Origin of the sequence: Sphingomonas sp. PWP1-2 (assembly GCF_049898305.1) — a bacterium.
GTDB lineage: Bacteria > Pseudomonadota > Alphaproteobacteria > Sphingomonadales > Sphingomonadaceae > Sphingomonas > Sphingomonas glacialis.
The window spans coordinates 461,069-487,329 of the sequence record NZ_JAFCXM010000004.1 but is presented as its reverse complement, the minus strand read 5'-3'; the positions used below and the strand labels follow the sequence as shown (position 1 = coordinate 487,329).

General features: G+C 62.5%; 18 protein-coding genes and 2 pseudogenes. 10 read left to right on the top strand and 10 right to left on the bottom strand.

What is annotated here, in order from left to right:
- Positions 1 to 213: 213 nt before the first annotated feature.
- Together ACP7C5_RS13290 and ACP7C5_RS13285 are read right to left on the bottom strand one after the other, a co-directional pair.
- Positions 214 to 720, bottom strand: a pseudogene (locus tag ACP7C5_RS13290) (IS21 family transposase); the annotation flags it as partial.
- Between the two features lie 225 nt (positions 721 to 945).
- Entirely contained in the window at positions 946 to 3,345 is a 2,400-nt protein-coding gene (locus ACP7C5_RS13285) for a membrane-bound PQQ-dependent dehydrogenase, glucose/quinate/shikimate family (protein WP_426264610.1), read from the bottom strand.
- A 744-nt stretch (positions 3,346 to 4,089) separates the two neighbouring features.
- Between ACP7C5_RS13285 and ACP7C5_RS13280 the strand changes: the two genes are divergently transcribed.
- Positions 4,090 to 5,037 carry a CorA family divalent cation transporter gene (locus ACP7C5_RS13280; RefSeq protein WP_426264609.1) on the top strand — a complete coding sequence of 316 codons (948 nt, stop codon included), beginning with the start codon at positions 4,090 to 4,092 and terminating at the stop codon, positions 5,035 to 5,037.
- 128 nt (positions 5,038 to 5,165) lie between these two features.
- On the opposite strand, the gene ACP7C5_RS13275 is transcribed toward ACP7C5_RS13280, so the two are convergent.
- The 3 genes from ACP7C5_RS13275 to ACP7C5_RS13265 form a co-directional block, all read right to left on the bottom strand.
- Positions 5,166 to 5,420 (bottom strand): hypothetical protein, encoded by a 255-nt coding sequence (locus tag ACP7C5_RS13275; RefSeq protein WP_426264608.1) that lies wholly within the window; start codon positions 5,418 to 5,420, stop codon positions 5,166 to 5,168.
- Positions 5,421 to 5,540: 120 nt separating this feature from the next.
- The gene (locus ACP7C5_RS13270) at positions 5,541 to 6,686 is read right to left on the bottom strand and encodes an acetate/propionate family kinase (RefSeq protein WP_426264607.1); all 1,146 of its coding nucleotides are present in this window, start codon (positions 6,684 to 6,686) and stop codon (positions 5,541 to 5,543) included.
- Positions 6,683 to 9,043: a phosphoketolase family protein gene (locus tag ACP7C5_RS13265; protein WP_426264606.1), complete on the bottom strand. Its 2,361-nt coding sequence runs from the start codon at positions 9,041 to 9,043 to the stop codon at positions 6,683 to 6,685. Before ACP7C5_RS13265 ends, ACP7C5_RS13270 begins: the two co-directional genes overlap by 4 nt.
- Before the next feature lie 494 nt (positions 9,044 to 9,537).
- Here ACP7C5_RS13265 and mgtA point away from each other — a divergent pair, with 494 nt between their 5' ends.
- Positions 9,538 to 12,078, top strand: a complete 2,541-nt coding sequence (gene mgtA, locus ACP7C5_RS13260; RefSeq protein ID WP_426264605.1) for a magnesium-translocating P-type ATPase — start codon at positions 9,538 to 9,540, stop codon at positions 12,076 to 12,078.
- A 289-nt stretch (positions 12,079 to 12,367) separates the two neighbouring features.
- On the opposite strand, the gene ACP7C5_RS13255 is transcribed toward mgtA, so the two are convergent.
- Positions 12,368 to 12,811, bottom strand: a complete 444-nt coding sequence (locus ACP7C5_RS13255) for a hypothetical protein (protein ID WP_426264604.1) — start codon at positions 12,809 to 12,811, stop codon at positions 12,368 to 12,370.
- Between the two features lie 109 nt (positions 12,812 to 12,920).
- Between ACP7C5_RS13255 and ACP7C5_RS13250 the strand changes: the two genes are divergently transcribed.
- Positions 12,921 to 13,256, top strand: coding sequence for a TfoX/Sxy family protein (locus tag ACP7C5_RS13250; protein WP_426264603.1), 336 nt, complete (start codon positions 12,921 to 12,923; stop codon positions 13,254 to 13,256).
- A 127-nt stretch (positions 13,257 to 13,383) separates the two neighbouring features.
- Positions 13,384 to 14,622, top strand: coding sequence for an NRAMP family divalent metal transporter (locus ACP7C5_RS13245; RefSeq protein ID WP_426264602.1), 1,239 nt, complete (start codon positions 13,384 to 13,386; stop codon positions 14,620 to 14,622).
- A 211-nt stretch (positions 14,623 to 14,833) separates the two neighbouring features.
- Here ACP7C5_RS13245 and ACP7C5_RS13240 read toward each other — a convergent pair whose 3' ends face one another.
- Positions 14,834 to 15,607, bottom strand: a complete 774-nt coding sequence (locus ACP7C5_RS13240; protein WP_426264601.1) for an alpha/beta fold hydrolase — start codon at positions 15,605 to 15,607, stop codon at positions 14,834 to 14,836.
- A gap of 278 nt (positions 15,608 to 15,885) precedes the next feature.
- On the opposite strand from ACP7C5_RS13240, the pseudogene ACP7C5_RS13235 reads away from it, so the two are divergent.
- The 5 genes and pseudogenes from ACP7C5_RS13235 to ACP7C5_RS13215 all read left to right on the top strand — a co-directional run.
- Positions 15,886 to 16,034 (top strand): annotated as a pseudogene (locus tag ACP7C5_RS13235) (integrase core domain-containing protein); the annotation flags it as partial.
- Between the two features lie 247 nt (positions 16,035 to 16,281).
- Complete coding sequence (locus ACP7C5_RS13230; RefSeq protein ID WP_426264600.1) at positions 16,282 to 17,175, top strand: ferritin-like domain-containing protein; 894 nt, start codon at positions 16,282 to 16,284, stop codon at positions 17,173 to 17,175.
- 45 nt (positions 17,176 to 17,220) lie between these two features.
- The gene (locus ACP7C5_RS13225) at positions 17,221 to 18,105 is read left to right on the top strand and encodes a ferritin-like domain-containing protein (protein ID WP_426264599.1); all 885 of its coding nucleotides are present in this window, start codon (positions 17,221 to 17,223) and stop codon (positions 18,103 to 18,105) included.
- A 115-nt stretch (positions 18,106 to 18,220) separates the two neighbouring features.
- A complete protein-coding gene (locus ACP7C5_RS13220; RefSeq protein WP_426264626.1) occupies positions 18,221 to 18,832 on the top strand; it encodes a sigma-70 family RNA polymerase sigma factor in 612 nt (203 codons plus the stop codon).
- A gap of 52 nt (positions 18,833 to 18,884) precedes the next feature.
- Complete coding sequence (locus tag ACP7C5_RS13215; protein WP_426264598.1) at positions 18,885 to 20,861, top strand: PQQ-binding-like beta-propeller repeat protein; 1,977 nt, start codon at positions 18,885 to 18,887, stop codon at positions 20,859 to 20,861.
- Positions 20,862 to 20,941: 80 nt separating this feature from the next.
- Here ACP7C5_RS13215 and ACP7C5_RS13210 read toward each other — a convergent pair whose 3' ends face one another.
- The 3 genes from ACP7C5_RS13210 to ACP7C5_RS13200 form a co-directional block, all read right to left on the bottom strand.
- Positions 20,942 to 22,171, bottom strand: a complete 1,230-nt coding sequence (locus ACP7C5_RS13210; protein WP_426264597.1) for a hypothetical protein — start codon at positions 22,169 to 22,171, stop codon at positions 20,942 to 20,944.
- Positions 22,172 to 22,181: 10 nt separating this feature from the next.
- Positions 22,182 to 23,597: a multicopper oxidase family protein gene (locus tag ACP7C5_RS13205; protein ID WP_426264596.1), complete on the bottom strand. Its 1,416-nt coding sequence runs from the start codon at positions 23,595 to 23,597 to the stop codon at positions 22,182 to 22,184.
- Between the two features lie 467 nt (positions 23,598 to 24,064).
- Entirely contained in the window at positions 24,065 to 25,651 is a 1,587-nt protein-coding gene (locus ACP7C5_RS13200; RefSeq protein WP_426264595.1) for a hypothetical protein, read from the bottom strand.
- A 274-nt stretch (positions 25,652 to 25,925) separates the two neighbouring features.
- Between ACP7C5_RS13200 and ACP7C5_RS13195 the strand changes: the two genes are divergently transcribed.
- Positions 25,926 to 26,174 carry a hypothetical protein gene (locus tag ACP7C5_RS13195; RefSeq protein ID WP_426264594.1) on the top strand — a complete coding sequence of 83 codons (249 nt, stop codon included), beginning with the start codon at positions 25,926 to 25,928 and terminating at the stop codon, positions 26,172 to 26,174.
- The last annotated feature ends 87 nt before the right edge of the window (positions 26,175 to 26,261 follow it).

Here is a 26,261-nt window from a genome sequence, read left to right as displayed (position 1 = left end):
ACGACGACAACGATATGAAGAGGGCCCCGATCGGGGCCCTCTTCATATCGTCAGGCCCGCATCAACAATGGCCTGCTTTTACTCCGCCCCGCTGGCCTGGAATCCGACCGGCGTTGACACTCGCCCTTGGACACGTTTGTAGGGCATAGTATTGGAGCAGCGGCGGCCTTCCTTCGCTCTTCCTTTTCGGTGCGCTTCATGCGCGATCGGCTACGCAAGGACGTAGATCGCACGCGACGCGCACAGCCGCAGGTGAGCGACCTTCACGCGCATCGGCTTGCCCGCGATCTCCACGTCTTCGCGGCTCCAGTCGAACTGGTATGCCTTGCCCGCCTTGAAGAGCAGCGGGATGAACGCCGCCACGCCATCGCCCGGGTCCTTGCGTCACGCTTCAGACCAGCGCGCCGCGGAGCGCCGGATCGCATTGTACGATCCCTCGAAGCCTTCGCGCAGCAATAGATCTTGGATGCGCGTCATCCGCAGCCAATCACGGCGAGGCCGCGCCTCGTTCTGCGCCAGCAAGGTATCGAGCCGCTCCTGATACGGTCCGATCCGCCGCAGCGGTTGCCCCGAACGATGATAGTCGAACGCACCTTCCGGCGCCCGGATCAACTTCCATATTACCTTGCGCGAGAAACGCAGATCCCGCGCGATCTCGTTGATCGCTTTGCCGCCGACGTACTCGCGCCGAATCCGAACCACCGTCTCCACCACCAACATCCCGATCTCGTCGCCTGAGAATTCCTAGGCCGCTGTCTAAACCATCGAAATGAGGGTCCCTTTGCACGCCGATCAACAGCCAGACCGCCGCTTTAGGCGGTCGCCCAAGCAGTCTGGAACGCCGTCCAAACGGAAGGTTGCCACGATTGCGAGTACGTCGTGAACATTGGGGCATGGTGGGCGGCGACTGGAACGCCAGCGGCGTGGCTATTCCTCAGTTCAGGTCTAGGTCAGCGCCCAAGCGATCACTTGATCGCCAATCGGCGTCTTCATGAAGTGGTGCCCGCCGGTCACCAGCACGACATATTCGCGACCGCCTTGTTCATAGACCATCGGCGTTGCCTGGCCGCCGGCGGGCAACGCCACTTGCCAGAGTATCTTGCCGGTCTTCAGGTCGATCGCCTTGAACAGGTTGTCGGTCGACGCCGCTACGAAGATCACCCCGCCCGCTGTCACCACCGCGCCGCCGTTGTTGGGCGTACCGATCGTGACGGGAAGCCGACTGGGAATGCCGAACGGCCCGTTCTCTCGCGCCGAGCCGAACGGGTGGTCCCAAAGCGTCTTGCCGGTGGCGAGATTGATCGCGCGGATACCACCGTAAGGCGGCTGTTTGCACAGCATACCGGTAAACGGCATCACCCAACCGGCGTTGACGTCGACGGCGTAGGGCGTCTGAGCCTGCGGATCGCCCGCCCCTTCGGCACCGGGCTCGAACCTTACGGCCTTGCCGTGCTTCTTCAGGTCGGCATTCTGTTCGCGAGTGAACCATCCCTGCTTGTTCGCCGCCGCGCGCGGCACCAGGCGGACGTAGTTGGGCATATCGTTGTAATTGGCGACAATCACACCACGTGCCGGATCGACCGCCACACTGCCCCAATCGGTGCCGCCATTGTATCCGGGATATTCGATTGAATGCCGGTCGACTTCAGGCGGGGTAAAGAAGCCCTTGTAGCTCGCGCGTTTGAAGTTGATGCGGCAGATCATCTGGTCGATCGGCGACATCCCCCACATGTCGTGCTCGGTCAGCGGGTCCCTGCGCAGCGTCTGCCACCGCGAAACGATTTGCGTCGGCGAACGCTGGCCGGGCTCGACGCCGTCGGTCGGCACCTTGATCGTACCGACCGGCGTCAGCGGTTTGCCGGTGGCACGATCGAGCACATACATGTCGCCTTGCTTGGACGAGACCAGCAGCGCCGGCGTGCCTTTGTAGTCGATCAGCGTCGGCTGGCTGCCGAAGTCGTAATCCCACACGTCGTTCTTCACCGCCTGGAACTTCCAGCGCGGTTTACCCGTCGTCACATCGAGCGCGACGATCGAGGTGGCGTAAGCGTTCTCGACCGGCGAGCGCATGCTGCTCCAGTAATCCACGGTCGAATTACCCATTGGCAGATAGACGAGGCCGAGCCGTTCGTCGCCGCTCGCGATCGTCCACATGTTGGGCGTGCCGCGTGACCATTCCTGCCCGGCGGGCGGGTAGCCGTTCCATTCCGGATGCTTCATGTCCCACGCAAAGCGGAGCTTGCCGGTGACGGCGTCGAAACCCTGGATCACGCCCGAAGGCTCCCAACGTTCCTGCCCGTCGGTGGTCTGGTGACCGGTAACGGCAATGCCGCGGATGATGACCGGCGGCGAGTTGATCGAGACCAGGCCGGGAAAGACCTTTCCCATGCCGGTCTTGGCATCGACTTGCCCGTTGGTGCCGAAATCTGCGCAAGGAATGCCGGTCTTGACGTCGACCGCGATCAGGCGCGCATCAAGCGTGCCTTCGATCACGCGCTCGGCGCAGGCGGCACCGGGAGCGGCATTGGGATTTTTGTAATAGCTAACCCCGCGACAGGCCGCCGTATACGGAATCCACTCGTCCTTGACTTTGGGGTCGTAGCGCCAGCGTTCCTTGCCGGTGGCGGCGTCGAGCGAAATCATGATGTTCTTGGCAGAACATAGATAAAGCGCATCGCCGATTTTCAACGGGGTCGTCTCCGCGCCGTACATCTTGGCGGCGGCGGCAGTCGCCGGCATGTCGCGGGTGTGGCTGAGCCAGACTTGACGGAGCTGGCCGACATTGCCGGAATTGATTTGCGTCAAAGGCGAATACCGCCGCGCCGCGCCGGTTCCGCCATAAGCGGGCCAGTCGGCACCGACCGCGATGCCTGACGGGTCCATCATTCCCCGTGAACTGGCGGTGGGCAGCGCGGCGACGGCCTCGCCCTGCGTGCCGAGTACGGTAAACAAGGCGGCGGTTGCGACGACGACCGCGGCGATGCCGCCGCCCGCCAGCTTCCAGCGATTCGCCGCGCGGCTCAACGTGGGCATGACCAGGAAAGTGGCGATCAGCAGCACGATCGGCGCGATGATGCGCGGGACCAGCGCCCAGACGAAATTGCTACGCGCGTCTACGAATGCCCACAGCACGGTCAGCACGACGATGCCGATATAGATATAGGCGCCGATCATCCGGCTGCGCGCCAACTGTACGCCAGCGACGAGCATCGCGACGCCAGCCACAAGGTAATAAACCGAGCCGCCCAGCACCGCTAGCCAAGCGCCACCGATAGCCAGCACGAGACCAATCGCGGCGATGATCAATCCCAAAACGATCGCTGACCAGCTACGCCGTCCGCTCATAGTATGTCTCCGTGGGTTGCTCGGCATCCGCCGCCATTTCTGACGCAACACGGTATCGTTCCAGCCCGCTTGCGGTCGCTGGATAACCAAGAGATGCAGCCGATCATTTATCTGAGGACCGCATCAGGGCGGCTGCATCGAGCACCCGCTATCGAACACGGCTCGAACACTGTTTCGGCGATGGATGCGAATCTTGCTAGGTAAAGGCGCACTTGCTCGGACCACGCAAGGAGCGTCGCAGGAAGGTTGCGATTCCACTCGCCTGCGGCGGCTATGACCTGGCCAAGGATCGAAGCGTCGTCCGCGTCCCCGATCGACATGAACCGCGCTGCTATAGGATTCGCGCGCGTTTCGTCTGTATTCGTCGGACTCGAACGTTTTAAGCCTATCCGCGAAGGATCAGGTCGCAGCGCCAGATCGTGATGGATAAGCGAGTCTTGGTCGGTCATACGACAACCTCACTTGCGACGTACGCTCAAGAGATTGAACAGCGACTGAGCACCAACGTCGAGCGGCTCCATTCGATCCATCGCCGCTGAGCTCTGCCAGATAGCTACGCCCTACCTTCCAGAAGAGTATGCCGTTCGGTGACACTGGTGTGAGACGTTTTTGTCCGTTTGAAAACGGTCGCTAATCTTAATGGCAGTGATAAATGCGATGATCCTCCGCGAAGGGGCGGAACGGATGCCGACGGGCAGGCGCATCAGGCTTTCGCCGCGTTTCTAGCCGTCGTAGAAGCAGATCGTGCTCCGTTCATATCCAGCCAGCGACGACCGGTCGCTTTCGCCTAATTGCCGCTGGATTGACCTGATCGATCCCGACGAACGCGAGCGCGACATGGTGCGAGACGGCTTCGGCATCGCCGTTCCGACGATGGAAGAGCTGACCCGGATCGACGCGAGCAGTCGGCTACGCGCGGAGGGCGACACCTTGCGAATGAGCGCCCCGCTCCTGTCGGGCACCGAGACCGAACGCTGGGAATTGGCGCCGGTCGGCTTCATCCTAAACCCCAAGGTATGCGTTACGGTGCGCTTCGTCGAGCTTGCGGCTTTCGATGCGGTCGCGACGGACATCGGCAACAAGCCCGACATCCCGCCCGCCGAGATCCTCACGCGGTTGCTGGAGGAGCTGGTCGACCGCGCGGCCGATCATCTCGAACGCGGTGCGGGTGTCGTGAACGACACGTCGCAGTCCGTGTTCTTCGATGAGCCGAAGCTCCGCCAGCTTAGCAAGGAGACGACGATGCTGCGCGACGCGATGCGCCGCATCGGTCAGGTCAGCGATCGTACCTCCCGGGTCCGCTATACCTTCCTCAGCATCGGGCGGGTGGCGACGTTCATGCTCGATCGCTGCACGCCGCGGATCGAGCCGGACATCCGTGAACGGCTGGAGGCGGTGCGGCACGACATCGCCTCGCTCGACGAGTTCGAGGCCAGCCTGTCCGCGCGCGTCCAGCTGATCCAGGACGCCGCAACCGGGTTCATCAGCATCGCGCAGAACGACGTCGTGAAGGTCCTCACCGTCGTGTCGGTCGTGGGCGTGCCACCCGTCCTGATCGTCGGCGTCTACGGCATGAACTTCAAGCACATGCCCGAGCTCTCCTGGCAATACGGCTATCCCTACGCTCTGGCGCTGTGCGCCGTCTCCGTGATCGTGCCGCTGCTGTGGTTCAAGTGGCGAGACTGGATTTAGACAGCGTTAGCGCGGTGGCCGCGTAGGTTTGACATTTGCCCAGGTCACTCTCGCTGCGATAGATCCTCATGCGAAGAGGTATAGCGCCGTCCCGACGATCCCCACGAGCGCGGTGGACACCACCCATATCAGGGTGCGGGCAACAGCTTTACGAGCATGGCGGTTCCGAACATCCCGAGCGCTATGGTCGGAATCGAAGTTTGTAACTGCGAGACGAAAACCGTCATGCCGATCAAGGCGAAGTAGGCCACTCCCGCCATCGACGCCACGACTTCTCCCGCCCCCGAGATCGCGGACCCGCGACGTCTGGCCATCACCTCGATCCCGCTGGCGGCGCCGAAGTCCGCGAGGGCTATCACGAGGGCGACGGTAATTTGGGGCATGGAACCAGGCTGTTCCGTTTCGCGCCCTGTTACGTTGGAATTGGGTCGTTACATAATGACAACGACGTCATTTCTATCAGCGACATCTGAAACACGGCAATCTCTCACATTCGTACAGCCTCAAATCTCCACGAGCATAGCGGTGTGCCGTGCGATCTGATCCTCCTCGAGGGAGGGCAGGACATGGATTTCGCAGCGCGAGCCGGGGGTGTCGACACGACGTGCCGCATTTCCGTTGCGATCATCCGCGAGGCTCACGCCCAGCCAGCCGAGATGATCGCAGACTGCCGCCCGCACGGCCGTGTCATTCTCTCCGATGCCGCCGGTGAACACGATCGCATCGACACCGCCCAGCGTCACGGTCATGCCCGCGATCGCCTTTGCCACCGACATGCAGAACATCGCGATGGCCAAGCGAGCGTCGGGGTTCGAGGGTGCTGCTCTGTGCAGTTGCCGCAGGTCGCCGCTCAGGCCGGAGATACCGAGCAACCCTGAACGATGGTCGATCATGTCCTCCAGCATGGCGGCATCTAAGGACCGTTCGCGCAGCAGGTAGATCAGGATCCCCGGATCGAGGTCGCCGGTGCGCGTGGCCATGACGACGCCACCCGAGGGCGTAAGCCCCATGCTGGTATCGACCGACCGACCGTCGAGAATGGCCGTGACGCTGGCGCCGCTGCCGAGATGGGCGACGACCGTGCGCGACGGCAGCGCCGCGCCGAGCTGGCGGACGACCGACTCGCAGGACAGCCCGTGAAAACCGTAGCGCTGCATCCCAAGCGCCCGGAGTTCCTTCGCGATCGGCAACGTCCGCGCGAGCGCGGGCATGTCGGAGTGGAACGCGGTGTCGAGGCATGCGACCTGCGGTACCCGCGGCCAGCTGGCCTTGGCGAGTCGTATCATCGCCAGCGCGGCGGGAGCGTGGAGCGGCGACATGGCGGCGGCGAGTTCGAGGTCGCGCTCCACGTCGTGATCGATCAGGCGATGAGCGAGGAGCTTGGGGCCACCATGCACGATCCGGAGGCCGATGGCGTCCGGCGGGGGCAGCTTCGCCGCAGCCAGCAGGGAGACGATCGCCTCGATAGCCGCTTCGGTCGTCCCAGCAGACATCGGTGAACCGGAGAGTGTTACGCCCTGCGCATCCCGCGCCTGAAGCTCGCCGCCTTCCACCTCTCCCGTCATCAGCAGGTCGAGATCAGAATCCTCGACCCGGTAGAGGCCGAACTTGAGCGAGGATGATCCGCTGTTGAGCGTGAGGACGATCATCGCGACCAGCGCCAGTCACGGACCTCCGGCATGTCCTCGCCGTGCTCGGCGACGTATAGCTTGTGACGCTCCATTACAGTCCAGTAGCGCTGCGTCTCTGCGGGGACGCGATCGGCGAGGCGCGGGATCCGGCGGATCGCGTCGAGCGCGAGCTGGTAGCGGTCGAGGTTGTTGAGCACGACCATGTCGAACGGCGTCGTGGTGGTGCCTTCCTCCTTGTAGCCGCGGACATGGATGTTGGCGTGGTTGCGGCGGCGATAGGTGAGCTTGTGGATCATCGCCGGGTAGCCGTGAAAGGCGAAGATCACTGGCGTGGCCGTCGTGAACAGCTCGTCGAAATCCGTATCGGGCAGACCGTGGGGGTGTTCGGACTGCGGCTCCAGCACCATCAGATCGACCACGTTGACGACGCGGATGCGGATGCCGGGCACATAGTCGCGCAGCAGCGTGACCGCCGCCAGCGTCTCCAGCGTCGGCACGTCGCCGGCGCACGCCATGACTACGTCCGGCTCGCCATCGTCGCTCGCCCACTGCCAGATACCTGCACCCGCGGCGCAATGCACCACCGCCTCGTCCGTCGTCAGCCACTGCCACTCGGGCTCCTTCCCGGCGACGACGAGGTTGATGTAGCCGCGACTGCGCAGGCAGTGGTCGGCGACCGAGAGCAGGCAGTTCGCATCGGGCGGCAGGTAGATGCGCGCGACATCCGCTTTCTTGTTCGCCAGATGATCGATGAACCCGGGATCCTGGTGCGACAGGCCGTTATGATCCTGCCGCCACACATGGCTGGTAAGCAGGTAGTTGAGCGACGCGATCGGCTTGCGCCACGGGATCTTCGCGCTGACCTTAAGCCATTTTGCATGCTGGTTGACCATCGAATCGACGATGTGGACGAACGCCTCGTAGCAGGAGAAGAAGCCGTGACGGCCTGTGAGCAGATAGCCCTCCAGCCAGCCCTGGCAGAGATGCTCGCTGAGCACCTCCATCACCCGGCCCGAAGGCGATAGGTTCTCGTCGACCGCCGCCATTTCGGCCATCCAGACCTTGCCCGAGACATCGTAGGTCGCCTCCAGCCGGTTCGACGCGGTTTCGTCCGGGCCGAACAAGCGGAAGTTCGCGTCCGGCAAGCTCATCCGCATCACCTCGCGCAGGAAGCCGCCGAGCACGCGCGTGGCCTCGCCCGTCACGCTGCCGGGCGATGGCACCGCAACGGCATGATCGCGGAAGTGCGGCATCGCCAGCGGTTGACGCAGCCCGCCATTCGCGTGCGGGTTAGAGCCCATCCGCCGATGCCCGGTCGGCGCCAGCGCCGCCAGCTCCTCGATCAGCTTGCCGTCGGCGTCGAACAGCTCCTCGGGCCTGTAGCTCCGCATCCAGGCTTCGAGCTGGGCGAGATGCTCCGGGTCTTTGAAGCTCGCGATCGGCACCTGATGCGCGCGCCACGTGCCCTCGACCGGCTTGCCGTCGACCTCCTTCGGCCCAGTCCAGCCCTTGGGCGTGCGGAACACGATCATCGGCCAGCGCGGACGTGCCGCCCCGCCCGCTGGCGCATCGGGCGCCCGTGCCTCGGCCTGAATCGCGCGGATGTGCTCCAGCACGGTGTCGAGCGTGGCGGCGAGCTGCTGGTGGACGAGCGCGGGATCGTCGCCCTCGACGAAGAACGGCTCATGGCCGTAGCCGCGCAGCAGGTCGGTCAGCTCCTCGCGGCCAATGCGCGCCAGCACCGTCGGATTGGCAATCTTGAAGCCGTTCAGGTGCAGGATCGGCAGAACGGCGCCGTCGCGCGCGGGATTCAGGAACTTGTTGGAATGCCAGCTCGTCGCGAGCGGGCCGGTCTCCGCCTCACCATCGCCGACGACGCAGGCGACGATCAGATCGGGATTGTCGAACGCCGCGCCGTAGGCGTGCGCGAGCGAGTAGCCGAGTTCACCGCCCTCGTGGATCGACCCCGGCGTCTCGGGCGCGACGTGGCTCGGAATGCCGCCGGGCCAGGAGAACTGCCGGAACAGCCGCTGCATGCCGCCCCGGTTGCGCTCGATCGCCGGATACAGCTCGGTGTACGACCCTTCGAGATACGTGTGCGCCACGAGTCCCGGTCCGCCATGCCCGGGTCCGATGACGTAGATCATGTCGAGATCATGCTCGACGATCAGCCGGTTGAGGTGGACGTAGAGGAAGTTCAGCCCCGTCGTCGTTCCCCAATGGCCGAGGAGCCGCGGCTTGACGTGCGCCAGCGTCAGCGGCGTCTCCAGCAGCGCGTTGTCGCGCAGGTAGATCTGCCCGACCGACAAATAGTTTGCAGCGCGCCAATAGGCATCCATCTTGCCCGCGAGTTCGGCGGTCAGGGCGTCGGTCATTTCCGCATCTCCGGTCGGGAAGCCATACTGAACAATTAACTTAAGCTAAGAATTAGCTGGTTCTTGGTTGTCGCTCGGAGCAAATACGACCCATGTTTGTTTCGGCGGCTGATCCACGCGCAGTTCTTCAACGAACAAGCGAAGAATATGGCGCTGCCGAATATACAGTCATGTTGAAATTAAATCGTTCGCGTTCGGTCGTAACTCCCTGTATCGTGATGACATCGCCGAGGCACTTACGGGCATCCAGCGACTGAGAGACGTTCGTGCTCCCGCTTGTCGGGAGATTGCCGTGAAGACCGCTTCGGAACTCGCCTATTTTACGCTTCGCGCTCGGCAGTCGCACGCCGCGGCAGGATGTGCGGGCGATGTATGCGCCCGGGACGCCCATAAGGGGTTGGCCGTCGCGTACGACCTGCTCGTAACCCGGATGACGGCTACCGCATCGCCGGCCCCGGCATTGCTGTCGCCCGCCGAATAAGCGGCGCTTCGCAATGACGTCGACGGCCTCCTCCTCGGCCTCTCCGCCCTTCTGGACGCTGTCTCCAGACGCACAGTGCAAGCTGCTGGGCTGCGGTCAGGATGGTCTCGGAGCGGCCGATGCCGCAGAGCGGCTCAAGCGCTACGGCCAGAACGCGGATGCCGAGCATCGCCGGGTCGATCCTGTGCGCGCCATCCTCCGGCGGCTCCTCGAGCCACTGTCGCTCATCCTCCTGGCAGCCGGCATCGTGTCGATCGCGACCGGAGACGCGATCGGCGGCGCGATCATCGTCGCCATCCTGGCGTTTTCGGTGGGGCTGGACACGTATCAGGAAGGCCATGCCGAGCAAGCCGCCGAGGTGCTTCGGCGGTCGGTCGCGCTCAAGGCCGAGGTCAAGCGCGACGGTACTTTCCTGCAGTTGCCGGTCGAGACGGTCGTGCCCGGGGATGTGATCCGGGTACGTGCTGGCGACATCGTACCGGCGGACGCTCTCGTGCTCACCGCGTCGGCCTGCACGGCCAACGAAGCGGCGCTGACCGGCGAACCCTATCCCGTCGAGAAGAAGCCGGGCGTGGTGACCGGCACGACGGCTGCGGAAGCCGTTGACGGTCTCTTTCGAGGCGCCGTCATCCAGACGGGAGAAGCAGTGGCACTGGTCGTCGGGACGGGTGCCGCGACCTTGTTCGGCGCGGCTGCGACCGCGCTTTCTCAAACCGAGGTCGCGTCGCCGTTCCAGCGTGACCTTCGCGCCTATGGGCTCCTCACCGCTCGGCTCACGCTGGCGCTCGTGGTAGTGGTTCTGGCGATCAACGTCTTCTTCGGTCGGCCGCTCTTGCAGTCGCTTCTCTTCGCCGTGGCGCTGGCGGTTGGCCTGACGCCCGAACTGCTGCCGATGATCACGACCGTGACACTGTCGCGTGGCGCGGTGCGGATGGCCAAGCGGAAGGTGATCGTGAAGCGGCTCGCTTCGATCCACGATCTCGGTGCCATGACGATTTTCTGCACCGACAAGACCGGCACGCTGACCTCGGCCGAGATCAAGCTCGCTCGCAGCATCGGCCCCGCCGGGGACGACGATCCGCGTGCTGCGCGGCTCGGCGCGATCGCCGCGACGCTCGGCGGTGATCGCGGCGCGATGGATGCCGCCCTGATCGCAGGCGTCGCCGATGCCGCGAGCGGCTGGACGTCGCTGCAGCGCCGCGCCTTCGATTACACGCGGCGGCTCGGCTCCGTGCTAGCGACCGGACCTGAAGGCAGTCTGCTCATCGTGAAAGGCGCGCCCGAAGCCGTGCTGGCGCTCTGTGCCTCCAGCCGGGGTGCGGACGCGACGGTCGTCATGGACGAGGGCGCGCGGTCCGCCGCGCTCTCCCAGGTTCACACCCTCGCCGAAGCCGGCCAGCGCGCCGTCGCGGTGGCATCGCGCGTCTGGCACGGCGACCCGCACGAGCTTGCCGATACCGATGAAGCCGACCTCGTGTTCGAGGGGCTCTGCGCGTTCGAGGATCCGCCGAAGCCGACCGCGGCGGCGGCGATCGCGCGCCTAACTGCTGCCGGAATCCGCCTGAAGATATTGTCCGGCGACGATCCGGTCGTGGTGAAGCGCCTCGCCGGACTGGTCGGGCTCAATGCCGATCGCGTGCTGTCGGGCGCCGACATCGCCAATTTCTCGGACGACGCGCTCGCGGTCCAGGTCCAGAGCGTGGACGCCTATGGGCGCCTCGCGCCCGATCAGAAGTCGCGGCTGGTCAAGGCGCTCCAGGCCAGGGGCGACGTCGTCGGCTATCTCGGCGACGGCATCAACGACGCGCCGGCGCTGAAGGTGGCCGATGTCGGGCTGTCGGTCGCGGGTGCGACAGGTGTCGCGCAGGCAGCCGCCGACATGATCCTGCTCGACTCCGATCTGGCGGTGGTCGCCGACGGTGTGGAGGAGGGGCGGCGGACGTTCGCCAACATCCTGAAATATGTGCGGATGGGCGCGAGTTCGAATTTCGGCAACATGCTCTCGATGGCCGCGGCATCGCTGTTCCTGCCGTTCCTGCCCATGCTGCCGACGCAGATCCTGCTCAACAACCTGCTCTACGACGTGTCGGAGATCGGAATCCCGTTCGACTCCGTCCGACCCGAAGCCGTTGCCAGGCCGCAGGTCTGGGACCTCAAGGCGTTGGTCTGGTTCGCGGCGATCATGGGACCGCTCTCGTCAGTCTTCGACCTCCTGACGTTCGGTGGCCTCGTCTTCCTGTTCCATGCCGCGCCGCCGACGTTCCGGACAGCATGGTTCCTCGAATCCATGGCGACGCAGATCCTCGTGATCTTCGTCATCCGCACCAACGGCCGGCCATGGCGAGATCTGCCCCGGCCGTGGCTGGCGGCATCATCGCTCGGCGCGCTGGTCGTCGCGATGGCCCTGCCGTTCACGCCGTTCGGCGCCTGGTTCGGGTTCGTCCCGCCCCGGTGGCCGGTTACCCTCGGTCTTGGCGCGATCGTCATAACCTATCTCGCCGCAGCCGAGATGGCGAAGCAGGCGTGGATCGAACACCCTTCAACGCGGCAATGACCAGATTCTCCGCGCGCCTTTCTGCGCAACGCCACTGGATGGCATTTAGCGTATCCGTGCAACGCCCTGCACTTGAGTGAACGTCCGGTTTTGGAAGGCAGTCATATGGCAGCCAATGTCCACGAATAGGTCATCCGCGCCAGTCGTTACCTGAAAATCACGAGCTTACTCGCCAACCGCTCGTCTCAACTGCGTGACAGCAATCTGGTTGGTTGAGGAGATAGCGGCGAGGCCCTAACCGCGCTCCCTATCAACATTTCAAAGCGAGCGCGGTCGCCGATTAAAGCCTCTAAGTGGCTGAGCCCGATTTGATTGCATCCCGCCGCGTCGCCAGCCATGCGACCGCGTCCTCCTGCTTATCGAAATAGGCCGCCCGTCCCGTATCCACGGCACGGCGTGTCTGCAGTTTTACGAGCATGCTCTGGACGACCATCGCTCCATTCGCCATCCCAGCCGTCCGCAGCGTGGACAGGAGATCGCGCAAACGAAAAACAACGTCGGGCCGCTGCACCGGCAGCGGGGAGATTTCGGCCAAGCCGAAAAATGGGCCGGCAGGCTTTTGGCGGAGAAGATGTTCGGTTTCGGCCTCGAGCGCCTTCATTTCGCCGAGCGAGAAAAAGCCTGACATCCGGACATTCAAAATGTCGCCATCGACCCAGCAGATTTCAAACACGACCGAACTCCTGACAGCATCGCGCTGAATAGTACGTGCGGCGTTCGCAAATTGCTGCACGGTCGGATTCGTTGCCGCTCAACGTCGCCTGCGATCTACCCGACATCCGGTATATTCCGGTGGACGGTTCAATTACGTTGTCCGACAAGCACCGGGTTCAGGAGGTGGTATGGCGTCGGACCCGGAAATCGTTGCATTTCTGGTCGATCAGATCGCCAATGCGGGGACCTTGCATGCCAAGCCGATGTTCGGCGAATACGGACTCTATTGCGACGGCAAGATGATCGCGATGGTGTGTGACGATCAGCTATTCGTCAAACCGACCGCGGGCGGGCGCAACTTTGCCGGCACGGTCGATGAGGCGCCGCCTTACCCCGGGGCCAAGCCCTGCCTGCTTGTCGCGGCCCACCACTGGGATGATAGCGATTGGATGACCGCGCTGGCGCGGATCACGGCCAGCGAATTGCCGCTGCCAGAGCCGAAATCGAAACGGGCCGCGAAGTGATTGCGCCATACCGCAGCTTACGGTCGATCCGGCGCTCGCGGTCTATCCGGCGCCCGAAGCCAGCCGGCAAGATAATGCTGCCTGCGGGTTTCGGTTTGTGAAACCTATTCGGCGTCTGCATTCGATCGTGTTGTTCGAAAAGTTAGGCCCTGGCCTGATCACCGGTGCCGCCGACGACGACCCAAGTGGCATTGCAACCTATTCGCAAGCTGGTGCCCAATTCGGTTTTGGCCTGCTTTGGACGATGGTGCTGACCTATCCGCTGATGAGCGCGATCCAGTTGATCAGTGCCCATATCGGGCGCGTTACGGGGTGCGGGCTAGCCAAGAACATGGGCACCGTCCTCTGGCGGCCGCTCGTGATCGGTCTCGTGGCACTGTTGTTCGTCGCCAACACCATAAACATTGGGGCCGATCTCGCTGCCATGGGGGACGCGGCGGAGCTTACGGTCGGCTATGGTGGCCACGCATTCACCGTCGGCTTCGCGTTGCTCTCGTTGGTGCTGCAACTTTTCGTGCCGTATCGACGCTATGCGCATCTGCTGAAATGGCTGACGTTGACGTTGCTCGCTTATTTGGCCGTCCTGTTCATGATCAAGCTCGATTGGCGTTCGATCGGGATAGGGTTGGTGTGGCCAAGGATCGGGGGTGTCGCGGCCGTCACCACGATCGTCGCGATCTTCGGCACGACGATCAGTCCCTATCTCTTTTTCTGGCAGTCCGCGCAGGAGGTGGAGGAGGTCGCGCAAGATCCGGCGGCGGAAGCGCTGATCGACGCGCCCGAGCAAGCACGTCGTGAGTTCGCGCGCATGCGGCTCGACACGTTCTTTGGCATGGCGGTGTCGAATCTGGTCGCGATCGCGATCATCGTCGCCACTGCGGCGACAGTGCACGCTTCCGGCACCACCACAATCAACACCGCCGCGGACGCCGCCAAAGCACTCCAGCCGGTCGCAGGCAAGTTCGCCTTTCTGCTTTTCAGTATCGGGATTATCGGAACTGGATTGCTGGCGGTCCCCGTTCTGGCCGGGTCGGCCGCGTTCGCGGTCGGCGAGGCGTATGGCTGGAAATGCGGCCTGGGAAATCGGCCGCACGAGGCGGTGGGATTCTACTCAGTGATCGGTCTGGCGACCGTCATGGGCATCGCGATCGACTGGTCACCGCTCGATCCCATCAAGGCGCTATTCTGGAGCGCCGTGATCAACGGCGTGGTCGCCGTACCGATCATGGTGGGCATGATGATCGTCGTCTCGAGTCAAAAGACGATGGGAAACTTCGTGGCTTCGCCGCTTTTGCTGACGCTAGGCTGGATCGCTACGGCAGTAATGGCAGTCGCCGCTGCCGCCATGGCGTTCGTGCCTAACTGAGCGGTCGCCACAGACGTCACGCCCGACTACCGGCCCAAATTCTATTGAGGCAATCGCATAAACGCATGTCCGGATCCGCAAAGCGCCTCAGCTACCGTAAGCGTCTGCAAGTGGGTCATACCGCACTTGGCTCGCGAGCGATTGGCCAGCCGAGGAGTATCGGCGGCGCCTACGCAAGCATTAGGCAGCCTGCCGGCGAATCCTCGATGTCTTACTGCGTTGCGCCGAGGATAACGTCGACCGTCTCCTCCGGCATGTCCCACATTGGAAAGTGGCCGCTGGACTCAAACCAGTGCAGTTCCGCCGACGGAAACGCAGCTTTTGCACGCACCGCCTGCCTCTTCAGGCAGAGCCTGTCATGTTTGCCCCACCCGATCACGATCCGGCCGGTGCCATCGGCAGCAGGCCCGGTCTGTTCGGGTCCGGCCGCGAGGTCATGAACCAGCGCATCGAATGTCGGTGTCGTACTGAGAGCTATCAACTCAGTCGCCACGAACTGAGGATCAAGCGCCCACGGGCGCGCTGACAACTGGGCCAGCAGTGCTGTGCGCGACGCCGCGTTGCGGCTTAGCATCGGCAGACCGGGTCGAATTGCCCGCAACAAGCGGCCCGAGAGACCGATCGTGGTTTTGAAAAAGGTTCGCTCCCAACCACGCCAAAACCCTCCCGGGTCAAGCGCGACGACGTTGCCGACAACGCCGCGGCGAGCAAGTTCGAGCACGATCCGCGCGCCCATCGAACTGCCGACGACATCGATTCCGGCCAGCCTGTTTTCCGCGATGTAGCGCTGGACACTACCGACCAAGCCGTCAAAAGTACCACTATCTTGTTGCGCCGGGGTCGCGCCATGTCCTGGCAGGTCAATTGCGATCACCGTTCGGCTGACGCTTAGCGAGTCCAAAATAGGGCTCCACGATCGCCAGCTTGCGCCCAGACCGTGGACCAGCAGCAGTTTGTGGCCCGTGCCGCGGTTAATTTGGTGCATCTCATCTCATTCTTGTTACCTAGAACGGCTTAACGATCCCGGACCATACATGGCCCCAATGCATCTGCGACATTTGCGGCGAGCTTCATGAAAGCGGTACATCGGTCCTCCTTCACGCAGGAAAAGACCTCGAATTCCGTCGCGCTCTATACCGCTCGGGCTACAGATCGCGCTCGCTGAGAAGGGTCGAATTTCAGGATGAATGAGTGACCGCTTTTGGGGAAGCGGCGGGGCGGGGCTGAATGGCCGTTTTGTGGATCGTTGCCGTCACGAAGCTGCCGGGTAAGTCGTCCGATCATGGCAACGGTCGCCTCCGCGATGAGTGCCTAAACGCATATTGGTTTTGTCTATGGCAGACGTCCGAACCAAAATCGAGGCGTGGCCGATGGACCATAATGAGCGCCGTCTTCACACGTCGCATGGATAGATGAAGCTGGTCAAATATGCTGCTGCCACAGCCGCTCAAGCGGCAGATTGAACGCTGAATACTCACCCCAGACCAAATGCGAAACCGAGCCCAACGCACAGAATTTATAAATTGATCTCGATCAGCGCAATTAACTGATTACGGTCAATATGTCCGTTCCTGCACCAAATAATGTCAAAGTTGCATAGGACAGGTGCGGCCCGTCGCGCCTGTCCTGATGCAGCATCGACTTTCGGAAGGGCCGACCATGATCGATCATTTGGCGTTGCTCAGCCGGAGGCACACGATCCGCGCAATGATGGCGACGATTGTTGGCGCAAGTATGAGCGGTTGCGCCAACCTCATTCCCCAGTCGATCGGATTGGCGCTGACGCCCAGTCCGCTGACCGACCCGGCGGTGTTCAATTTCGCGCTCAACCTCGAATATCTTGAGGCTGAATATTATTCGCGCGGTTTAACTGGCGAGGGCTTGAGCGCCGACCTGCTTGGTCCCAAGCCGGGCAACGTCACCGGCGGGCGCAAGGTCAATTTTAATAGCCGTTACATCGCGGAATTCGTTGCGGAGATCGCCAACGACGAACGCAACCACGTCCGCTTCCTGCGTCGCACGATCCGCAAATCACCCCTGATCGAGATGAGTCGTCCCGAGATCGATCTTGAAGGCTCGTTCCGCGCGGCGGGCGCCGCCGCGGGGCTAGGCGACAATTTTGACCCGTTCGCGGACGAAGAGTCGTTCTTACTTGGCGCGTTCATTTTCGAGGACGTCGGCGTGACCGCCTATGCCGGCGCAGCAAAGCTGGTGTCCGACCGGGCTTCGCTGGAAGCAGCAGCCGGCATCCTCGCAGTGGAAGCCTATCACGGTGGTCTCATCCGGGGCCAGATCGGCGAGATGGGCCAGGCGACGATCGACAAGGCAAATGCCATCTCGGCGGCGCGCGACACGCTCGATGGTCCGACCCCGACCGAGGCGGCAATCGGCGGCGGTGACAAGATCATTATCGCGCCCAGCGACGCGAACGGGCTCGCCTTCCACCGGACGCCACAGCAGGTGCTGAATGTCGTCTATCTCACTCCGGAAAAGAACAAGCGGCGGGGCGGCTTTTTCCCGCGCGGGTTCAACGGCGTCGTGCTGCACACCTGACTTGTTGACGTTCGCAGTTCCTTTCAGCGTTCTCCGGAGGTTCCCATGCCAACCACCCAGACCCTTGATTACGATGCTCCCGAAAAGCCAAGTCGTCGCACCATGTTCACCGGCGGTGCGGTCCTCGCCACTGCAACCGTTGCTGTCGGCGCGGCCGTCTCCGCTAACGCCGCAGCCATGCGCTATAGCGATAGCGACATTCTAAACTTCGCGCTCAACCTCGAATATCTCGAAGCGGAATATTATGCGCGCGGCGTGACAGGCCTGACGCTCGACCAGACGATGAGCACGACGCTTGGCGGCCAAGTGCGGGGGGGGCGTAAGGTCACGTTCAGCACACCAGTGCGGCGCGGTTTTCTGGAGGACGTCGCTCGTAACGAAGTCGCGCACGTCAATTTCCTGCGCACCGCCGTCGATACGCCGGTCGCAAGAGCAACGATCGATTTCAGCGCTGGCTTTGCTGCCGTCGCGCAAGCGGCGGGGCTTGGCGCGGGCTTTGATCCCTTTGCTGATGAAATCAGCTTCTACCTCGGCGCTATGCTGTTCGAGGACGTCGGCGTCACAGCGTACAAAGGCGCGTCTCCTTTGCTTAAGAGTCGCAAAATCTTGACTGCCGCCGCGGGCATCCTCGCGGTGGAGGCGTATCACGCCGGGGTCGTCCGGTCGGTACTCTACAAGATGGGGTCGCAGGCGCAGGATGGTGCAAAGCGTATCTCCGACCTACGCGATATGCTCGACGGTCCGGAGATGCTCGACCAAGCGATCAGCATCAGTGGGCAGGCCAACATCGTCCCGGCCAACGAAAACTCAATCGCATTCAGCCGCACGACTGCGCATGTCTTGAACATCGCTTTCGCCAACCCTTCAGTCGGCATCACGATGGGCGGTTTCTTTCCCGAGGGCATTAATGGCCGGATCAACGCCACCTGATCCGTTTGCGGCATCGGCGATTGGGAGAACGGCGTTGGAAGTGCTCGACGGTCTCGTGTTTGACAAGGCAGATTCTCAATCGTCTGCTGCCGGAGCGGGCGTACAGGCGGCAGATATAGCGCGGACGCACTTGGCAGAAGCGCTCATACGAACTGGGGAGCAGGACCGGCAAGCCTTCCAGGATGTGTACCAGCTGACATCTGCGAAACTGTTCGGCATTTGCCTGCGTGTGTGTGGTGAACGTACCGCGGCCGAGGACATCCTGCACGAGGTGTACATGACGATTTGGAAACGGGCGGGAGCGTGGGAGCCGGGGCGATCAAGTCCCATAACCTGGCTCGCCGTCATCGCCCGCAATCGGGCGATCGATTGGCGTCGTGCCCAACGCATTAGGCGCGCAGCGCCGCTGGAGGATGGACTCGGCGTGGTCGATCCTGCTGACGATCCCGAACTGATTGCCGGTTCGCGTCGGGAAAATTGCCGCGTCTTGCGATGCCTCGATGCCCTCGATCAGCGAGAGCGCGATGCAATACGCAGCGCGTTTCTCGAAGGCCTCACCTACAATGAATTGGCAGAACAACATGGTGTGCCGGTCGGAACGATGAAGAGCTGGGTGCGGCGTGGTCTTGCAAAGCTCAGGGCCAATGTCGAACGGGATCGGGATAGCAATACCGTGCTCCGTGACCCTGAATGTCGGCCAGCTCGATCAATCGTAATAAACCAGTAAGGGAGACCGTCCGGTGGGTCCAAAATGTCTTGCGTTGGTTGTGGCGCTTGCTTTGGCAATCTCGAGCTCAACGTGCTTAGCGCAGACCGTCGCTTCGACGTCTGACGAATGGACGAGCTATGGCGGAACGCCGCTAGGTCAGCACAATTCCACCCTCGATCAGATCAACGAAAGCAACGTCAAGCGCTTGGGCGGGGCGTGGACGTTCCGCACCGGGATCGCGAACGCGTTCACCTCCTTCGAAGGCGCTCCGGTCGTTGCTGACGGCGTGCTGTACATCACCGATCCGCATAGCGATGTCTTTGCCCTCGATGCGGTGACCGGTGTCAGACGATGGGAATATCGGCCGCGTTATGAGACAATTGACAAGTTACCGCTGTGCTGTGCCCGCAACAATCGCGGCGCGGCCGTCGGCGGTGGCAAAGTCTATGTTTCGCAACTGGACGGCAAGCTTACTGCGCTCGATCATGCAACGGGCAAGGTCGCGTGGTCGGTCGTCGTAGGCGATCCGCTCAAGGGGTATTCCGGCACGGGTCCGCCACTGTTTGAAAACGGGCGGGTCTATGTCGGCGTCGCAGGCGGAGAATTCGGCATCCGCGGGTACTTTAGTGCCTATGATGCGTCGAGCGGGAAGCTGATCTGGCGGTTCTACACCGTGCCGGGACCAGGCACGAAAGGCCACGAAACCTGGCCCGCTGGGGACGCCTGGATGCACGGCGGTGGCGCCGTCTGGACAGCGCCCGTGGTCGATCACGAGCTTGGGCTGGTATATTTCGTTACCGGAAACCCTAGCCCGGACCTGAATGGTCATATTCGGGCGGGCGACAATCTCTACACGGACTCGATCGTCGCGCTCGACGTTAAGACGGGAAAGCTGCGCTGGCATTTCCAGGAAATCCATCACGACGTGTGGGATACCGACCCGTCGAGTCCGCCGGTACTGTTCGACATGACGGTAGGAGGCAAGCGAGTGCCAGCACTCGCGCAAGCGGGCAAGATCGGTTGGGTCTATCTGTTCGACCGCGAGACCGGCAAGCCGTTGACCCCGATCAAAGAAATGCCGGTCCCGCAGGACGCCTGGCAGAAGACAGCCGCTACGCAGCCATTCGTCACCGGCGATTCCTTTGTACCGCAATCGTGCGCTGAACAATTGGCCGATTTCCCTAACGCCAAATCGATGTTCCCACCCGCCAGTCCTGGGCATCCGGTCGAGCGCTGTCCGGGCGGCAACGGAGGATCGGAATGGTCGCCAGTCTCCTATGATCCGGCCACCGGATATCTCTTCGTCTGCGGGATCGACGAACCGCAGGTCTTCGCGGTGCATGAAGGTAACGAGCCGACCGGCAAGGAACGCCTCGGCAGCATCTGGACGCGCGTCCCTGGCGGTCACTATTCGGGAACGCTGACCGCGATCGATCCACACACCAACAGAATCGCGTGGCAGAACAAGCTGGACAACATGTGCATCGGCGGAACGCTGGCGACCGCTGGGGGGCTGGTGTTCATCGGCGACGGCGACGGGACGTTCCGGGCGTACAGCACACGTAACGGCCAATCCCGCTGGAGCTTTCAGACCGGTGCCGGCGTCAATGCGCCGCCTGTCACCTATGCGGTCAACGGGAAGCAGTATATCGCGGTCGCCTCCGGCGGGAGCTGGCAATTAAACTTCCCGCGCGGCGATACGCTGTGGGTCTTCGCGCTCGACGGAACGTTACCGCCCGCCAAGCCGCAGCCCGTCGAGCCACGGACGGTGTTAACGAGCGCGATCAGCATCAAGCTCACCGGATTCACGCCGTCGCGCCTCGTTGTGCAACCGGGGACCGCAATAACCTGGACGAACGACACCGACATGTCTCAGACTGTGGCGGCACGGCTCGGCGAGTGGCGTTCGGGGCCGCTCGCCCCAGGTAAACCGTTCACGTATGTCTTCCGGCTGGAAGGAGCGTTCGATTTTGTGGCCCCAGCAGCACCCGGCCTGCTCGGCACGGTCATCGTCTCGGATCATGCCGGTAAGCCAGGGGGGCAGTAAGCTTTAGCCGCAACGTCATAACGCTCTGAACCTGTTTATTTTGCATCGGCTGGTGCACGCTCGAGTGCTACAGTGCCCTATCAATAGGCCGGGCCAACGGCGCATCGGGCACACGTAGTTAGCGTCTGGACGAGCCGGATGCCGGCATAGACCCCCGCCCGATCCGCGACGCGCTCCCGCGCGACACTGAGCATAAGCAGACTCTGTGACGCGAAATTACGACCGATCGTGCCGGTGTAGATCCGATCCTGTTGGGTCGGCATCGCCGGATCGGTCGTCCAGCGCTGCGTCGCCGACAGATCGATCTGCCAAGGACCGCGCATGAACTCCCCAGCCTCGGTCACGTAATCGCGGTCTCGTCCGGGCATTCCCTGGAAGTTCGCGCGGCGTGCTCCCTCGACATACAGATGAACCTCGGTGTATTTGCGCTGCAGCGTCCTGCGCACCGAGTTCCCGAGCGGGATCGAGATATCACCGCCAACCGTCGTCCAGAACTCGCCGCGCGGAACGCCGTAGGTGCGTCCCCAGCGGATCGCGCTCGCCTGGAACGACGCTTGCGCGCCGTGGCCGACCGGCACGTTCAGCGCATCATAGGTCACCATCACGTTGGTCGGCAGGTGCGTGTTGCCGACGCCGCCATCCTTGTAATGGATCTGGCCCTCGTCATACGGGAAACTGCGATGGAGCGGCGAGCGATCGACCATGAAGGCCGACACGCTCACTTGCTGCCAGCCGTATTTCTCGCTGCCGAAGACGTGCAGCTTCTCGACCCCGAGCATCTCGCTCGGCTCGTAGCCCTGGTCAGGCTCCTCGATGAAGTCGGCGGAGAACGGCCCCGGCAGCAGCACGTAGGCGCGCCCGAAATTCTGGACGAACTTGCCGACGCGCCACGTGTCGTAGCGGGCGTAGAGTTCCTTGAACTTGCCGCCGACCTTGCGCCCCGCCCCCTGGTTGACGAACAGATCCTTATTGGGGTCGTCAGCCGGGCGCGGCTCACGCGCCTTGAACTGGAACAAGCCGTAGAAATTGAGTGCGTCGCTCGTCGCGACGGAGACCGTGGTGTCGAAGCGCAGATAGGGTTGCGGCCAGCGGTTCGGTCCGCCGTCTGCGGCGAGCCCGGAGAACTCGAAGTTGGCCAGCGTGTCGAAGGTGATCTTGGGATAGGACTTCACTGGCTCGGCGCCCATGTCCATGCCGCCGTCTGCGTCACCACCTTTTACCTTGCCGGCCTGCATGGCATTGCCGTTGGTCGAGCCGGCCGATTGCGCGGATGCCGCCGTCGAACAGGTGAGTGCGGCCAAGGCTGCCATCGCGAACCGCTTAGCCGACATGACGACGTTCCGCCGTGGCGCTCATCGTCATGCCCGGCATCTTCGCATCCGGCGCAGCGGGCTTCTTCGGATCGTAGACCTCGATCGTCGCCATCATGCCTTTGTCCTCATGTTCGAGGATATGGCAGTGGTACATGAAGCGCCCGACGATCCGGGGATCGGTGAACGCCATGCGGATCTTGACCTCGCCGTGGATCGGCACATCGATCGTGTCGCGCAATCCCACGAACGGCTGCGCCTTGCCGTTGATGCTCACGACCTGGAACGGCACCTGGTGGATGTGGAAGACATGCAGTTCCTGCGACGCGTTGCGGACGGTCCATTCCTCGGTCGAGCCGAGCGGCACGCGGATGTCCGTGCGCTTGGGGTCGAAGGTCTGGTGGTTGATGAAGAACAGGCCCGTGGTCACGTCCTCGGAGAACACCACCAGGCGGCGTGCGTCGATGTGGTCGGCCGACACGGGAAGCTGTTTCGGGGCGTTGACGACGATCGGTCCCAGCGGCGCAGGCACCGGCCGAGACGGGTCAGCCGCGACGACGACCGACGCCATCTCCTGCGGCGGTGACATGTCACCAAGCGGCCCGGTGTCGGTCTTCTCCTGCATCAGGCTGTACCGCCCCGCCGCGCCGGCCGTGGCGAGCACGTCGACTCGCTCGCTTGGACCGATCAGCACTTCATCGGTCGGTTCCGGCGTCACCAGCGGGCGCGCATCGCGGCCAAGGACCACCAGCTTCACACCCTTGGCGCGAAGGCGGAAATAGCCATCTGCGGTTTGCGCGCTCATGCGCCACAGTTGGGTTTCGCCCGGCTGCATCGCGATCTGCGGATCGAGCTGGCCGTTGATCGTCTTGATCGTGCCATGCGACGGCTTGGGCACATGGTTGAGGCGCCCGCTGCCATTGGGTGAGAATTCCTTCAGCGCCATCAGCCGCTCGACCAGCGGCTTCGTCACAGGTACCTCGTCCTGAAACCCTTCGATCACCAGCGTGCCGCTCAGACCACCCATGATCTGCCGCTCGGCGAAATCGTGACCGTGCGTGTGGTACCAGTAGACGCCCGGCGCGTGATCCTTCGGGATCGTGAAAATGTAATCCCAGCTCTCGCCGGGAGCGATCATCCGCATAGAATTATCGCCATGGCCCTCGGGCGTGATCGACAGGCCGTGAAAATGCACGTTGGTGATCTGCGGTAGGTGGTTGACGAAGTGCATGCGCAGCGTGTCGCCGGGTTTGAGCCGCAGCACCGGCCCGCCGTAGTCGCCATTGTACGTGGCACCCTCGATAATCTGCCCGCCAATCATAACACGCTTCGGCTGCGCTTCGATTGTGATGGAAAGGACGCCGTCCTTGCTGTGATACTCGGGCGGCGTCCGGAGCGGCTGGACTGCCCAAAACGTCTCGCTCACACCCACGCGGCTATAGGCTGCGTCGTTCCCAGGGCAAAAAAACGCCCAAGCTGCGAGCGCAACGCCAAATCGATAGATCGTCAAGAATGGCCCCTTCGTGATGTGTGATAAGTATTACGGACACGATGTGACGTGCAGTGGGCTAAACGTTGGTCGAAGTTTTTTGCAGTCGATGAGAGCGGTGAGAGCGCAAATGTCCCCGGTACCGACAATCAGTCGGCCATTTTTATGGCCTCGCTCGAACCATTCGCGCGGTCGCGGGAAAACTCGACGCGGCTTATATTGGTCCCTGAACAACATAAGCGCATGGCCGTCGGCGTTAATGACTGTCAACGGGCCAGATCGAATAAGGACGTGGAACAGGTGACCGGAGACAGCCAAGTAGGTACTAATATTGTCCGGTCGCAAGTCGCTCTACAATGCACTATTTTAATTCATCAGCGAATATACGGCATCCCCTGCATGACTTAGCGCCGTACGGTATCCACACCTTTAAGATACGCGACGAGATATGCACGCTGCTTGCGATCCGCTAGATAGAAGGGATGCGGAGCCATTTTCCCTCGCGTGGGGTCGAACAGCGCGTTGAGGCTCGGCACCGAATTGTCGTGCAGGAACACCGGCTTTCGGGCGAGATCTAGTAGCAGCGGCATCGCAAGGCCACGCTTCTCGCCGCGAATGCTTGCGTTGAACACGGCCATCTTGTCGTCGAAGACGCTGCCCGGGGTGTTCAGCACCGGGTTGAGCGGCGGTGTCCGCATCGCAAGCGTCACGGGCCGGTCGCCCGGGAAAATTCGCGCCATAGGGTGGACCGTCGTCGGCACGGCGCGACCCTGATCGGCATTGTGGCACGATGCACAACCCGCCGCACTGAAAACCGCGCGACCTCTCGCGAACGTAGCCTCATCGATATCGGCACCGCGAGGCGCCTGAAGCGCAACGAAATAGGCGTTGAGCGCAAGCAACTTGGCCTGATCGACGCGCACGCCGATCGGCGCATCCTCGCTACCCGGTCGCGGATGGGCGCGCGCCGTCACATAGGGGTAGCCGGTGACATGCGTATCGCGCAGAATCTTCACATAAGTGTCGATCAGCTCGTCGCCGGCCGGTCCCGCCAGCTTGTGTGCAAACGCGCGTCCGCCGGGGGTCGTCAACATCGTCTGGTCGAAGAGCGTGGTGTAAACGAGGTTTGAGAAATTATCGAGCCGGGCGATCGTCCCTTCGCTCCCATAAGGCGCTGCGAGATCCTGCCGGAACATCGGCGTGTTGTGCATTGGGTCGCCATTGCCGTCGAACGTGTCGTCGAACATCCCAACGGGATAATATTTGGGATTGCTAAAATAGGCGTCGAACTCGGCTTCGGTCGAATTGCCTGTAAGCCCGCGCGGCGCACGACCGAGCGTCTTGCCGTGATTGGCGGCAAGCTGCGTCTGCGCGATGGTATAGAGCGCCCGCGTGTTGGCGGCGGCGGCGAAGATCGCGCCGAGATTGAGATCGTGGTTGGCCAGGCCGTCGAGACGGTGGCCGATCGATCCGCCCTTGGAGGATTTGAACACGGCGGCGTCGGTCATCGTGTGACAGAGCGCGCAGCTCGTTCCAACCTTGTCGCCTTTGGCCGCCATGCCGATCACCGCATTGGCCTTAATCAGCGCCAGAGTGACTGCAGGATCGTTCAGCAGGGCGGATGTCCGGCCCGAGGGATCGCGGCGCAAATCCTCGGCGAGCCGCGCCTGCGTCGCGGGATCGATGGCATCCATATCGATTTGGAGCCCAAGCTGGAGCGCCTGCATCGGGGTAACTTTCGCCGCAGCGATACCCGCAGGTAAGCGCACCGCATCGGTCCAAAAGCCTTCGTTGCCGAAGGTCTCAAACCGAAAGACCTGCTTGCCCAGCAGCGGATCACCGTCCTGACGCGCTGGGAGGAGCGGGCCTTGATCCGCCAACATTGCGTCAGACGGCTGGGTTCGCTGTGCGTGGCCGGCAGCCACTGAAAGCGCCAAGGCCATCGCTGAGGCAGCCAGCAGAAACTTCCCGCCGCGGATCGTATCGATCATTTGCTTTGCTCCAATGGTGCCGACTGTCGTTGACAGCGTAAGCCGATGCGATCGTCAGAACGTAATCGAGATCAACATATGGGAGGAAATGCGAACTAGAATGTCTTCGTATCGCGGTGTCGATCGGATTTGTTCGAGACGCGCCTCGAAGCCGGTCCCACTATTTCGGTAATCTTGCCGATTTGGGACGGAGAGACCGATCCCCGATAGGCAACTTTCTCAAACTGTTCACTTGCCCTCGGTCAAACTGGAAATCCCCAAAGGAGTTACGATTATGAACTCGATCAAATTAATCTGTGCTGCGGCTGTACTGACTATTTCCGTCAGCGTGCCCGCTTACGCGCAAATGGCCAAGGGCGGGATGATGTCTTCCGACAAGCCAATGCAGATGTCGATGGCGGACAAAAAGAAAATGGCAAGCTGCCAAAAGATGTCGCACCGCATGATGATGCGAAACAGCGGATGCGCGAAAATGATGAAGATGCACCCCGACATGATGAACTCGGGCATGATGAAGAAATAACCGGCGCAACGGAGGGCGGCGGTATCGCCGCCCTCACGCGATTGACTGTATTGCCAAGCAGCGCCGAACCAGCCGCGCTGGATCTTG